We start from the raw sequence: 13,185 nt of genomic DNA, 5'->3' as shown, positions 1-13,185 counted from the left end.
CTACCCGGATGCCATATCGTCGGAGGAGACGCCCGCGACGCGCACTGGTTTCTTCATTGCGTCGCGGCGGAATGGCTCGCCCAACTCTTGGTTCAAGATGACTTCGATCAACGTCGTTTCGTTGTTTTCCATCTGATCTTTGATGGCTTGGTTCAAGATTTCGGTCAGCTCGTCCATGGTTTTGGCTTGCACACCTTTAAGGCCGCAGGCCTGTGCGATGCCCGCATAAGAAACCTTCATGTCGAGTTCAGTGCCAACAAAGTTATCGTCGAACCATAGGGTCGAGTTCCGCTTTTCCGCGCCCCATTGGTAGTTGCGGAACACGATTTGGGTGATGGCTGGCCATTCGTCACGGCCAATCGCTGTCAATTCGTTGACCGAAATCCCGAATGCGCCGTCACCCGCAAAGCCAATCACTGGCACATCAGGTTGGCCGATTTTTGCGCCAACAATTGCAGGAAGCCCATACCCACATGGCCCGAAGAGACCCGGTGCAAGATATTTACGGCCTGTTGGGAACGAAGGATAGGCATTGCCGATCGCGCAATTGTTTCCGATATCAGAGCTGATGATCGCATTTTCGGGCATTGCTGCTTGGATCGCGCGCCATGCTTTGCGCGGGCTCATCCAATCAGGGCGAGCAGCGCGGGCGCGTTCGTTCCAGGTCGTACCCGGATCATCCTGTTCATGGTCAAGGCTGGTCAGCTCTTGCGCCCACGCGGATTTCAGGTTGCCGATCAGCGCCTTGCGGTCTGCACGCCCTGCATCACCCGCATCGTCAGAAAGCTGCGCCAAGATGCCGTTTGCGGCTTTGGCAGCATCAGCCACGATGCCAACACTGACGGTTTTGGTCAGGCCAATGCGGTCAGGGTTGATATCGACTTGGATGACTTTGGCATCTCTGGGCCAGTAATCGATCCCGTAACCGGGCAGGGTTGAAAATGGGTTCAATCGGGTACCAAGTGCGAGCACGACGTCAGCCTTGCTGATTAGCTCCATGCCGGCCTTGGACCCGTTGTAGCCCAAAGGCCCTGCAAACAGCGGGTGTGTGCCGGGGAAGGCGTCATTGTGTTGGTAACCAACACACACAGGCGCGTCGAGCCGCTCGGCCAGTGCTTTGGATGCGTCGATACCACCTTCGGCAAGAACAACGCCCGCTCCATTGAGGATCACAGGGAATTTTGCGTTGGACAACAGTTCAGCCGCGTTTTCAATTGCCGTTTCGCCGCCAGCAGGGCGTTCAAAATCAACGATCATCGGCAGGTCGATATCGACCACTTGGGTCCAGAAATCACGCGGCACGTTGATTTGCGCAGGCGCAGAGGCACGCTTGGCTTTCATGATCACACGGCTGAGCACTTCGGCAATACGTGTCGGGTCGCGGACTTCTTCTTGGTAGGCGACCATATCTTCGAACAGTTTCATTTGCTCGACTTCTTGGAAACCACCCTGACCAATGGTTTTATTGGCGGCTTGCGGCGTGACCAACAACAACGGCGTGTGGTTCCAATAGGCGGTTTTTACAGCAGTCACAAAGTTGGTAATGCCGGGGCCGTTTTGCGCGATCATCATCGACATTTCGCCAGTCACGCGGGTGTACCCATCGGCCATCATCCCGGCTGATCCTTCATGGGCGCAATCCCAGAACATGATTCCCGCTTTGGGAAAAATATCCGAAATGGGCATCATTGCAGAGCCGATGATCCCAAAAGCATGTTGTATCCCGTGCATTTGCAGGGTTTTGACGAATGCTTCTTCGGTGGTCATTTTCATAGGGATTTGTCCTTTGGGTTTTGGGCTTTGCGCGCGCGATATTCTTGCGCCACATTAGAAACTGGCCTGACATTTCAGTAGGGCCAGTTGGTTTGGGTTCTTAGTGCCAAATTGGTGGCATTGGCGCTATGCATTGGCGATGGCCTGCGCAATCAGCGCGACGCCGGGCGCAATTTGCGCGGCGGGAATGGATGAATAGGCAAGACGGAAATAGTCAGTCGGCGGGGTGTCCGATGCGAAAAAGGCTGCCCCCGGTTCAATCAACACGCTGTCATCACGCAATTGATGCGCCAATTGCGTTGTATCAAGCCCGTTGGGGGTGCGCAGCCAAACTGCTGACCCACCGTAGGTGCCGTGCCCGGCAACCGTAAGCCCGTGGTTTTTGAGCGCCACATCCATGACCTCGCGTCGATGGTGATAGGCCTTGCCCATGCGCCTGATCAACGCATCGTAATGCCCAAGCGACAGGTAGTAACTGACCGTGCGCTGGATGTGGCCGGGGGGGTGGCGCAGCACAGTAGCGCGCAGGGCGCGTGCTTCGCGGATGAATGGTGCCGGGCCAACAAGATACCCCAAACGCAGCCCCGGAAAGAGCGATTTTGAGAATGATCCGACGTAAATCACGCGCCCATTCTGATCAAGCGATTTGAGCGAGGGGGAGGCCGGTTTGAGGAAAGACATCTCAAATTCATAGTCATCCTCGACGATCAAGAAGTCATCTTCTTCTGCTTTGCGCAGCAATGCTTTGCGCCGGTCCACCGACATGGTTGATGTCGTCGGGCATTGGTGGCTAGGTGTCGCAAAAACTACATCTGTCTCCGGCGGGAGCACATCAGGGGGCAGCCCGTCGCCGTCCACAGGAACGGCAGTGTATTGGCACCGCGACTGGTCCAGAATATTGCGCAGGGCGGGATAGCAGGGGTCCTCAATCGCGGCCAAACGGCGGCTATTCAAAAGCACTTGCGCCGCGAGCCAAAGCGCATTTTGCGCGCCCATGGTTACCAGAATTTCATCGTTATTTGCCAGAATGCCACGGCGGGGTAACGTCTGACGGGCAATGAATTCGACCAATTGCGGATCATCACCATCATAGTAGTCAGCTGTCAGGGCGCTAAAATCGCGCATTCCCAATGCGCGCAACGCACACAACCGCCAATTGGCCGCATCAAACAGCGTCTTATCAGCTTGGCCGTAGATAAATGGATAGCGGTATTTGGCCCAGTCGCTTGGCTTATCAAGGTTTAAGCCGGGGGTGAATTTCTGGCCGATTGCCCGGTTCCAATCGACAGTGCCGACCTGCGCGCGTTTGGCAGGAAATGCAGGGGGGTCGGGCGCATTATCCGACACAAAATACCCAGACCGCCCCCGCGATGTCAGGTAATCATCCGCGACCAATTCGGTATAGGCCAAAGTCACGGTGATCCGGCTGACGCCCAAATGCGTGGCCATCTTTCGGGACGAGGGCAACCGTTCACCGGCCCGAAATCGTCCAGCAAGGATGCCCTGCGCAACCATCTGCTGCACACGCGCTTGCAGTGTTCCAACAGAGGATGGGTCAAGAAAGAAGGTTTCGACAGAAATTGGCATGATTGGTCCTAAGGTTGAACTTAATTGGACCTACTTAGCACAGGAACACAAGGAGGTTTTGGAAAAGCCGAAAAAGGCCTGTCAAAAAACTAACGCTTAAAAATTTTTCTGCGACGGAAACAATTCGACCATGCGTTTTAGAAGCCTAACCAAAGCGGAGAACGTGATGAAAATTCTATCGAAAGCCACAGTGATTGTCGCACTTAGTCTCATTGCCCCGACAGTCGTGACGGCACAAGAAGGGGGCGACCGTCGCGGACCACCGATTGCTGAAATGGCATCGGATCTTGGTGTCACGGCTGAACAACTTGAAGTCTGTTCACCAGACAGGGGGGCAGCTGGTGGCGAGCGCCCGGCAGATGGTGAACAACCTGAACGTCCAAGCCGCGAAGAACATGAAGCACGCTTGGCTGAAATGGCCAGCTGTTTGTCGGTTACGCCAGAATCTCTCGAAGAAGTCATGCAGAAATACCGCCCTGCCGCGCCCGACCGCGGATAACAGTCACACCACTCACGGAAATAACGACTGTTACGGTGGTAAGGCCCGGAGTATATTGCTCCGGGCCTTTCTATTTACCCCAAGACGCGCTTGATCGCGTGGCCGACGGCCTCGGAGATGCGGTTCAGATCGTCTTTGGTAGCGATCAACGCTGGCGCAAACAAAAGTGCGTTGTTGTACCCCGGCACTGAACGGTTTGTGTTGCCGATCATCACGCCTTGATTGATGCAATCAGCCACGATGGCCCCGATTTCAGGCTCGCCGACGGGTTCTTTGGTGTCGCGGTCGGTGACCAGTTCGATCCCGGCAAATAGCCCCATACCGCGCACGTCCCCGATCCATTTGTGCGTTTCCATCAGCCCGTTCAGATTGTCCCGAAAATGTTCGCCCATAGCGGCGGAATTCCCAAGCAGGTCTTCTTCTTCGATGATTTTCATGTTTTCGATCGCAGCGGCGGGACCGCCCGTACAGCCGCCAAATGTCGAAATATCGCGGAAGTAGCTCATTTTGTCGGTGTCGTCTTTGAATTGATCAAAGACGGCATTCGTGGTGACACAACAGGAAATCGCCGCATAGCCAGAGGCCACACCTTTGGCCATTGTCACGATGTCGGGTTTCACGCCAAATTGTTGATATCCAAACCATTTTCCTGTCCGACCGATGCCGCAGACGACCTCGTCGATGTGCAGCAAGATGTCGTATTTTTTGCAAATCTCTTGCACACGGTCCCAATAGCCTTTGGGGGGCACGATGATGCCGCCGCCAGCGGTGATCGGTTCAAGGCAAAGCGCACCAACGGTGTCTGCACCTTCGCGCAAAATCACGTCTTCAATGGCTTGGGCGGCGGCGATGCCATAAGCTTCGCCCGTCAAGCCGTTTTCAGCGCGATATTCAAGACAATGTGGTACGCGCACAAAGCCCGGTGCGAAGGGGCCATATTGCGCGTTGCGCTCATCTTGGCCACCTGCCGACAACGCGCCAAGTGTGGTTCCATGATAATCGCGGTCGCGATACAGAATCTTGTATTTCTTGCCGCCGTGGTGTTTGTGGCTGATCTGGCGGACCATTTTGAACGCTTTTTCATTCGCCTCAGACCCCGAGTTGGCATAGTAAACGCGGTCAAGTCCGGGCATTTTCGCGATCAGCATTTCAGCAAATTGCGCGCCCGGAATTGTTCCAGCACCCCCGCTAAAGAAACACATCTTTGTAATTGCGTCGCCGACAGCCTTGCCGATCCGTTCGCGGCCGTAGCCCACGTTGGTTGTCCAAACACCACCAGAGACGGCATCGACATATTCTTTTCCGGTGATGTCCCAAACGTTGAGGCCTTTGCCTTCAACAATGATGCGCGGTTCGATGGTTTCATAGACTTTGTTTTGGCTCAGGTGATGCCAAACATGAGCGCGGTCAGCCTCGATTACATGGCCGGGATCGTTCGTGAAATTACTAGTGTCCATGTCGGAGGCTCCATTTGTGTAAGGGAATGCGCAGGCCGAATCTTGTAGGATACTGCTGCAATTAAGTGCAGTTTTTCAACAGGATGTATTGCGGAGATAGGTCCAATATACGCAGATGCGTAGGTCCAAAGAGGCTGTGATGTGGGTGCGATGATTGGTGTTGGTAAAGTTTATTGAGTTGAAATTATTATATAATCTTCGACTGATCGTCCATTTTATTGACTGATTGGTAAATATTTTTGAAGCTTGTTTTAGTTGACGTGAGGACATGAATTTCTTTGGCTTTGCTTAACCTACCGCGGTTTTTTTAGGCGGTGGGGTTCATGCGGCCAAACTTGGTCAAGACAAAGAGCTGATGCGCTGGGGTAGGAACCCGGCGCGAAACATGTTCAGTTCAACCAATCGAGGCAGGGACAACCTTGCCCAACGTATGGCCCGATATACGGGTCGCAACACGGGAGACGATTATGAATCTTAAAACTGCACTGATGGGGGCCGCTGCTGGCGCCACATTGATGATGGGCGCGACAAGCACGTTTGCAGCCGGTCATGAGGAAATTACTGTTGGCTATTTTCTCGAATGGCCGATGCCTTTCCAATACGCAAAGGTAAACGGCACCTACGACGAAGCGTTGGGTATGACTGTCAACTGGGTCAGCTTTGATTCCGGGACCGCAATGTCTGCGGCGATGGCGTCAGGTGACGTGCAACTGTCCGTGAGCCAAGGTGTGCCGCCGTTCGTTGTTGCGGCCTCTGCCGGACAAGACTTGCAAATACTGGATGTCGCCGTGTCTTATGCTGAAAACGACAACTGTGTTGTCGCGTCAGGTCTTGAAATTGACAAAGACAGCGCGGACGAGCTTGCCGGTAAGAAAGTTGCGGTCCCATTGGGCACAGCGGCGCACTACGGCTTCTTGCTTCAGATGGAACACTTTGGCGTTGATGTCGCCTCTGTTGATATCGTTGACATGGCGCCGCCGGATGGCGCGGCCGCATTGGCACAAGGTGCCGTTGATATGGCCTGCGGTTGGGGTGGCTCACTGCGCCGCATGACAGAATACGGGAACGTATTGCTGACAGGCGCGGAAAAAGAAGCGCTAGGCATTTTGGTGTTTGATGTCACATCTGCCCCGGCAAGCTTTGTCGCTGAAAACCCAGAGCTGGTTGCGAAATTCTTGGCTGTCACAGCCGAAGCAAACGCAGCGTGGAACGATGGGTCAGGTGTTGAAGAAATGCTGCCTGTCATCGCGAGTGATGCGGGTATGGACGTAGACGCAACTGCCGAAACAATGGCAACATTCGTGTTCCCATCTGTGGAAGAACAACTGTCTGACGCATGGTTTGGTGCAGCGGCACCTGCGTACATGAAAGGTGTTGCGGATGTATTCGTGGCATCCGGTTCAATCGACAGCGCGCTTGATAGCTATGCGGGCAACGTCAACATTGGCCCATTGTCAGCAGCCAACGACATGTAATCCTTTGATCCCGGCGCGCGTATCATACGTGCGCCGGGGCAATCGTTTTCAAGAAAACGAGGGATTTTGCTGCGGCAGGTCGCTCGTTTTTTTGAAAACTATTGGAGTAAGACATGTCGGGGTTACAAATAGATAAGCTGTCAATGCGCTTTGATCTGCCTAACGGATCATCGGTGCAGGCGCTGAAAGATGTGTCGCTTGACCTTAAGGCGGGCGAACTTTTGTCGGTCCTTGGGCCTTCGGGCTGTGGAAAGACGACACTGCTGAATATCGTTGCTGGGTTTTTAGCCCCAACTGACGGAAAGATTGTTTTGAATGGCAATACGGTCACCGGACCGGGTGCCGAACGCGGTATGGTGTTTCAGCAAGGCGCACTATTTGAATGGATGAACGTACGTGAAAACGTCGGTTTTGGTCCGTCAATGAAGGGGATGCCAAAGGCTGAAAAAGCAGAAATCGTAGATCACCTGCTTGACGTGGTCGGGCTGCAGGATTTCAAAGAGAAAGCTGTCTACGAGCTGTCAGGTGGTATGCAACAACGTGTTTCTTTGGCGCGTTGTTTGGCCAATGATCCGGATGTGATTTTGATGGATGAGCCGCTGGGTGCGCTTGACGCATTGACCCGCGAAAAAATGCAGGGCCTTGTCCTGAAGCTTTGGAAAGAGACAGGCAAGACCATCATTTTGATTACCCACTCTGTTGAAGAAGCATTGCTGCTGGGCGAGCGTTTGATCGTGATGGCCCCACGTCCGGGACGTATTCACCGTGAATATAACTTACCGTTTGCCGAAATGGGCGTGAACCAAGACCTGCGTGAGGTCAAAAAAGACCCAAAGTTTGGTGAAACCCGCGAAGAAATTCTGAGCATGATTTGGGATATGGAAGAAGAAATTATGGGCCGGACGGAGGACGCACAATGAACCTACTTGCAGATCTCGGCGGTGAACTCTGGGCCGTTTTGACGACCCTTTTTAAGGCCGCCCCCTATATCTTTGCTTATGTGCTGTTGATTTTGATCACGATGTTCATTTGGAGCGGGATCAAACGGCTTTTGACACCCAAACACGACTATGGATCGCTTAAGACCGTGACCTTTGGGGATGAAAGCGCGGTGACGTCTAACACCGTTGCGTCGGTTGTCTCAGTTGTTTTGATCTTTGTGTTTTGGGGCGCATTTACGGGTTCCAAGCTTTTGCCCGGATTCATGCACGCACCCGGCGCGTTTACGGGTGAGGGGTCATTTACCTATACTATCACAACCCCTGACGGCCAGACGGACGACGCGACGGTATCTGTTGTCGTGCATCCGGCGACCGAAGATGTTGCTGCCCCCGAAGTTACGCCGGGTGACGGTATCGCCAAGAACGATTCAATCGCGATTGCCAGCTATCGCAGCGCCTTGTTCCGGGTCGATGAAAATGACGAAATGGGCCGTGACGAGGAAACATTTATCACCGCTGTCAACGGCGAAAACATCGCCCCAGAAGGGTCGGTCGATGTTGGTTTTGGCACCGTAGCGATGTCTGCAAAGGGAACTTTGAACATTATCCCATCGACAGGCATTCAGATGGAGCCGATTTGGCTCCCTTCACCAGAGGCCGTCTGGTCACGGATGACCGAAATTGCGACCGATGGGTTCCGCAACTCAACCTTGATGGAGCATTTGGGTTATTCATTGTTCCGGGTTGTCGTCGGCTTCTTCCTTGGTGCGCTGGTCGGTATTCCGCTTGGGTATGCGATGGGGCTGTCAAATTGGTTCCGGGGTTGGTTCGATCCGATCGTTGAATTCATGCGCCCGGTTCCACCGCTTGCGTTGATCCCCTTGGTCATCATCTGGGCCGGTATTGGCGAAGTTGGTAAGATTATCCTGCTGTTCCTCGCTGCGCTTTGGATCATGGCGATCGCGGCCCGGTCCGGCGTTTCTGGCGTGCGTATCTCAAAGGTACATGCCGCCTATAGCTTGGGCGCCTCTAAGTGGCAGATTATGCGTCACGTGATTATCCCCAACTCGTTGCCCGAAATCTTTACCGGTGCCCGCGTTGCGATGGGGGTTTGCTGGGGGACGGTTGTTGCGGCCGAACTTGTCGCGGCGGAAAAAGGTGCTGGTATGATGATCATGGTCGCCTCAAAATTCCAAAACACCGACATCGTTCTGATGGGGATCATTCTGATCGGCGTCATTGGCTTTAGCATCGACATGCTGATGCGCTGGGTCGAACGTGTTCTGGTGCCGTGGAAGGGCAAAGGTTAAGCCTTTCCGAACGGGCATTTCAGCGAAGTAAAACAAGGAAGGCAAAGGGCAGATCGTCCTTTGCCTTTTGCCTTTTGTAGCGCCAAATCAATGCAACGTTTTCAAAGGGAATTGATATGGCCGAGTATCTCAAACGCGCAACGCATACCGCACAATCTGATCATGCTGATGTGACACCTATCGTGCAGGCATTGTTGGACGAGATCGCGACAGGTGGCGAAGAGGCCGCCATCGCGATGGCCAAGCGTTTTGATAAATGGGATGGCGACGTCATTGTCACGCGCGCAGAGTTGGACCGCGCCATCGCACTTGTGCCGAAACAGACAAAGGCCGATATCCGTTTTGCACATGCGAATATCTTGAAATTTGCGCAGGCCCAACGCGAGACGATTGTCGATACGGAGATAGAAATTCTGCCCGGTCTTGTTGCTGGACAACGGCAAATTCCCGTGGGGGCTGCCGGGTGTTATGTGCCCGGTGGACGCTATGCGCATATCGCCAGTGCGATGATGACGATCACAACGGCCAAGGCCGCTGGGGTGAAACATGTCACGGCCTGTTCGCCGCCGTCAGAGGCGGATGGCATTCCACCTGCAATCTTGTTTGCGATGGACCTTTGCGGTGCTGATGTGATCTTGAATATGGGCGGGGTACAGGCGGTTGCTGCAATGGCCAAAGGTTTGTTTGGCTTGCCGCGTGCCGATGTTCTGGTTGGGCCGGGAAACCACTTTGTTGCAGAAGCCAAAAGGATATTATTTGGCGAGGTTGGCATTGATATGGTCGCCGGGCCGACCGATTCACTTGTTCTGGCGGACGAAACAGCGGACCCTGCAATTGTCGCGGCCGATTTGGTCGGACAGGCCGAGCATGGGCCGAATTCCCCCGTATGGTTAGTCACAGATTGCCGTGCGTTGGCCGAAGACGTGATCGCACGCATCCCCGCATTGATCGCTGCCTTGCCTGAAATTAACAGCGCAAGCGCAGAAGCCGCATGGCGCGATTATGCAGAGGTGGTTCTTTGCGCCGACCGCGCAGAGATGGCTGCCTTATCGGATGAATATGCGCCCGAGCACCTGACAGTGCAATGCACCGATCTTGACTGGTGGCTGAACCAGCTGACAACCTATGGCTCGTTGTTCTTAGGCGAAGAAACGACCGTTGCATTCGGGGATAAAGCCGCCGGGCCGAACCATGTGCTGCCCACTTCGGGGGCGGCGCGTTATACGGGCGGGCTGTCCGTTGGGAAATTTATGAAAACAGTGACGTGGCAACGCGCAACCCGCAATGCAGCGCGCCCTGTCGCCGAAGCTACGGCACGGATTTCGCGGATCGAAGGCATGGAAGGGCACGCCCGCACGGCAGACATCCGACTTGCGAAGTACTTCCCCGATGAGGTTTTTGAATTAGGTGCTTGACCTTCCTGTCACTGGAACCCCTATGTGACACCCGAGAGCAATCAAAAGGTGTACTATGGGGCAGGTGGCAGAGCAAAAATTCCAAATCAGTGGGATGAGCTGCGCAGGCTGCGCGGGGCGGGTGGAAACCGCGCTCGCCCGGGCAGATGGGATCACCGCAGTGCATGTCAATTTGGCGACAAGCACCGCGACAGTCGCAAGCGCACTTGCCCCTGATTCCATCGCCGCAGTGATTACCAAAGCGGGCTATCCGGCGGAGCCGATAATTGATCAAACACGTATTGTGCCTGATCACGGGCAAGCCGCGCAGGATATTTTTCGACAGTTTGTGATTGCGGCATGTCTGACCGCCCCAGTTTTCATGCTTGAAATGGGGGGGCATCTCGTCCCCGCACTGCACCATCTTATCGGGAGGACGATTGGAATACAGGCAAGCTGGGTCATTCAGTTTGTGCTTGCAACATTGGTTTTGATCGGCCCGGGCCGGGTGTTTTTCACCAAAGGCTTGCCTGCGCTTTGGCGGCGCGCGCCTGATATGAATGCGCTTGTTGTGATGGGGGCAGGGGCGGCGTGGACTTATTCCACCTTCGCCCTATTTGCGCCGGGGCTTTTACCCACGGCGGCACGCGCCGTCTACTTTGAGGCAGCAGCCGTGATTGTGACGTTGATCTTGCTAGGCCGCTGGCTCGAAGCGCGAGCAAAAGGGCAGACAGGTGCGGCGATTGAGCGGCTGATCGCCTTGCGCCCTGATACGGCAACCGTGGTGCGGGCAGGCGAAGAAATAACACTGTCTTTGTCGGAAGTTGTCACCGGGGATATTATCATATTGCGCCCCGGCACGCAGATCCCTACCGATGGTGTTGTGACGCAAGGTGCGTCGTATATTGATGAAAGCATGGTGACGGGCGAGCCCGTACCCGTCGCAAAATCTGAAGGCGACACCGTCGTTGGTGGTACCATTAACGGCAATGGGGCGCTGCAAGTCCGGGCCACGGCAATCGGGGCAGACACAATGTTGTCGCGGATCATCGCGATGGTTGCAGATGCACAAGACGCGCGGCTACCGGTCCAAGATTTGGTGACCAAAATCACGGTTTGGTTTGTGCCCGCGATCATGGGCATCGCAGCGGTGACAGTTCTGCTTTGGCTGGTGTTTGGACCCGCGCCTGTGCTCGCACATGCATTGGTTGCCGGGGTCAGCGTGCTCATCATTGCATGCCCCTGCGCGATGGGGTTGGCGGTGCCGATGTCGATCATGGTTGGCACTGGGCGTGCCGCGGATCTAGGGGTCTTGTTTCGGCAAGGTGATGCGCTTCAGGCGCTTGCGAGGATTGATACCGTAGCCTTTGATAAGACGGGCACACTGACATTGGGACGTCCTAGCGTAACGGATGTCGACGATTTGACCGGCGATAAGGATCAGTTTCTGCGCAAAATCGCCGCTCTTGAGGCGCTGTCGGAACATCCGCTGGCTTCTGCAATGACTGCCGCCGCGCAGGCACCATTCCCGCATGTTACTGATTTTCGCGCTGTCCCAGGCCACGGGCTACGTGGCTTGGTTGACGGGCAGGTTATCTTGGTTGGGGCGCAGCGGTTGCTTGACGCCGAAGGGGTCGATCCTTCGGCGCTTGTCGCCATTGCGCAGGGCCACGCGCAGGCAGGCAAAACACCTATCATGGTGGCGATTGATGGCAAAGCAGCAGGCGTTATCGCCGTGTCCGATCAGCTGCGTCCAGCTGCAAAGACCACGGTCGCACGCCTGCAAGCGATGGGAAAACGGGTCGTGCTGATCACCGGGGATGCGGAGCGCACAGCCGAGGCCATTGGCGTGCAACTGGGCATCATGGATATCTTCGCCGAGGTTCTTCCCGCTGGCAAAGTTGACGTCGTCAGGCAATTGCAGACGGGTGGTGCAAAGGTGGTCTTTGTCGGGGATGGAATCAATGACGCGCCCGCCTTGGCCGCAGCGCAGGTTGGAATCGCAATTGGCACGGGTACCGATGTCGCGGTGCAAAGCGCAGATGTCGTTTTGATGTCGGGGGACCCGACGGGGGTGCTTAACGGGCTCGTGGTCAGCGCGGCGACAATGGCGAACATCAAACAGAACCTGCTTTGGGCGTTTGGGTATAATGTGCTGTTGGTGCCGATCGCGGCAGGGGCATTTTTCCCGATTTTCGGGGTACTTCTTTCGCCGGGGCTTGCGGCGGGGGCTATGGCTTTATCAAGCGTTCTAGTGGTGACAAACGCGCTGAGGTTGCGCGGGGTGAAAGGTGCATAGATGAATATTTCTGAGGTCGCGACACAAACTGGGCTGCCCGCGAAAACGATCCGCTACTATGAGGATATCCGGCTGGTGATCCCCGCACGCAAGACGAACGGGTACCGAGATTTTGCGCAGGCCGATGCGCATAAACTGGCGTTTTTGGGGCGGGCGCGGGCCTTGGGCTTTGCGATCGAAGATTGCCGCAATCTTATGACACTGTGGGAAGATAAGACGCGCGCCAGCGCAGACGTGCGCGCGATCGCAGGTGAACACCTTGCCGCGATTGATGCGAAAATCGCCGGGTTGATGGGGATGCGGGATACATTGGCCGAATTGGTAAAAGACTGTGCGGGCGACAACCGCCCCGACTGCCCGATCCTGAAAGGGTTGGCCGGGTCATAAAATCGTCCCGATGTTGCCTTTTGGTTGTGGAAATTGCCCCCGATACACAGAAGGCACGAAAAT

Annotated in this window: 10 protein-coding genes; 7 read left to right on the top strand and 3 right to left on the bottom strand. The window is 55.1% G+C overall.

The genetic code is table 11. The features are described from left to right. Both xsc and pdxR read right to left on the bottom strand, forming a co-directional pair. Positions 1 to 1,773: a sulfoacetaldehyde acetyltransferase gene (gene xsc / locus DS901_RS13975; protein WP_113777550.1), complete on the bottom strand. Its 1,773-nt coding sequence runs from the start codon at positions 1,771 to 1,773 to the stop codon at positions 1 to 3. A gap of 126 nt (positions 1,774 to 1,899) precedes the next feature. Further along, a complete protein-coding gene (gene pdxR / locus DS901_RS13970) occupies positions 1,900 to 3,360 on the bottom strand; it encodes a MocR-like pyridoxine biosynthesis transcription factor PdxR (protein ID WP_113777549.1) in 1,461 nt (486 codons plus the stop codon). A 166-nt stretch (positions 3,361 to 3,526) separates the two neighbouring features. Between pdxR and DS901_RS13965 the strand changes: the two genes are divergently transcribed. Further along, positions 3,527 to 3,859 carry a hypothetical protein gene (locus DS901_RS13965; protein WP_147249943.1) on the top strand — a complete coding sequence of 111 codons (333 nt, stop codon included), beginning with the start codon at positions 3,527 to 3,529 and terminating at the stop codon, positions 3,857 to 3,859. 74 nt (positions 3,860 to 3,933) lie between these two features. On the opposite strand, the gene DS901_RS13960 is transcribed toward DS901_RS13965, so the two are convergent. Further along, complete coding sequence (locus tag DS901_RS13960) at positions 3,934 to 5,316, bottom strand: aminotransferase family protein (RefSeq protein WP_113777547.1); 1,383 nt, start codon at positions 5,314 to 5,316, stop codon at positions 3,934 to 3,936. 467 nt (positions 5,317 to 5,783) lie between these two features. Between DS901_RS13960 and DS901_RS13955 the strand changes: the two genes are divergently transcribed. The 6 genes from DS901_RS13955 to cueR all read left to right on the top strand — a co-directional run bounded on the left by DS901_RS13955 (position 5,784) and on the right by cueR (position 13,122). Further along, on the top strand, positions 5,784 to 6,791 hold the full coding sequence (locus DS901_RS13955) for a taurine ABC transporter substrate-binding protein (protein ID WP_181820877.1): 1,008 nt from the start codon (positions 5,784 to 5,786) through the stop codon (positions 6,789 to 6,791). Positions 6,792 to 6,904: 113 nt separating this feature from the next. After that, the gene (locus DS901_RS13950) at positions 6,905 to 7,711 is read left to right on the top strand and encodes a taurine ABC transporter ATP-binding protein (protein ID WP_113777546.1); all 807 of its coding nucleotides are present in this window, start codon (positions 6,905 to 6,907) and stop codon (positions 7,709 to 7,711) included. 101 nt (positions 7,712 to 7,812) lie between these two features. Then, the gene (locus DS901_RS13945) at positions 7,813 to 9,042 is read left to right on the top strand and encodes an ABC transporter permease (protein WP_113778033.1); all 1,230 of its coding nucleotides are present in this window, start codon (positions 7,813 to 7,815) and stop codon (positions 9,040 to 9,042) included. Between the two features lie 116 nt (positions 9,043 to 9,158). Further along, a complete protein-coding gene (gene hisD, locus DS901_RS13940; RefSeq protein WP_113777545.1) occupies positions 9,159 to 10,457 on the top strand; it encodes a histidinol dehydrogenase in 1,299 nt (432 codons plus the stop codon). Positions 10,458 to 10,512: 55 nt separating this feature from the next. Continuing rightward, positions 10,513 to 12,735 (top strand): heavy metal translocating P-type ATPase, encoded by a 2,223-nt coding sequence (locus DS901_RS13935; RefSeq protein WP_113777544.1) that lies wholly within the window; start codon positions 10,513 to 10,515, stop codon positions 12,733 to 12,735. Next, positions 12,736 to 13,122, top strand: coding sequence for a Cu(I)-responsive transcriptional regulator (gene cueR, locus DS901_RS13930; RefSeq protein WP_113777543.1), 387 nt, complete (start codon positions 12,736 to 12,738; stop codon positions 13,120 to 13,122). The last annotated feature ends 63 nt before the right edge of the window (positions 13,123 to 13,185 follow it).

It is taken from the genome of Loktanella sp. D2R18, from assembly GCF_003318235.1.
GTDB lineage: Bacteria > Pseudomonadota > Alphaproteobacteria > Rhodobacterales > Rhodobacteraceae > Yoonia.
This window is presented reverse-complemented; position numbering and strand designations above follow the sequence as displayed.

Bases quoted from the DNA above. Each gene is read 5' to 3' on its own strand.
- xsc (WP_113777550.1), bottom strand. From the start codon at position 1,773: ATGAAAATGACCACCGAAGAAGCATTCGTCAAAACCCTGCAAATGCAC.
- pdxR (WP_113777549.1), bottom strand. From the start codon at position 3,360: ATGCCAATTTCTGTCGAAACCTTCTTTCTTGACCCATCCTCTGTTGGA.
- DS901_RS13965 (WP_147249943.1), top strand. From the start codon at position 3,527: ATGAAAATTCTATCGAAAGCCACAGTGATTGTCGCACTTAGTCTCATT.
- DS901_RS13960 (WP_113777547.1), bottom strand. From the start codon at position 5,316: ATGGACACTAGTAATTTCACGAACGATCCCGGCCATGTAATCGAGGCT.
- DS901_RS13955 (WP_181820877.1), top strand. From the start codon at position 5,784: ATGAATCTTAAAACTGCACTGATGGGGGCCGCTGCTGGCGCCACATTG.
- DS901_RS13950 (WP_113777546.1), top strand. From the start codon at position 6,905: ATGTCGGGGTTACAAATAGATAAGCTGTCAATGCGCTTTGATCTGCCT.
- DS901_RS13945 (WP_113778033.1), top strand. From the start codon at position 7,813: ATGTTCATTTGGAGCGGGATCAAACGGCTTTTGACACCCAAACACGAC.
- hisD (WP_113777545.1), top strand. From the start codon at position 9,159: ATGGCCGAGTATCTCAAACGCGCAACGCATACCGCACAATCTGATCAT.
- DS901_RS13935 (WP_113777544.1), top strand. From the start codon at position 10,513: ATGGGGCAGGTGGCAGAGCAAAAATTCCAAATCAGTGGGATGAGCTGC.
- cueR (WP_113777543.1), top strand. From the start codon at position 12,736: ATGAATATTTCTGAGGTCGCGACACAAACTGGGCTGCCCGCGAAAACG.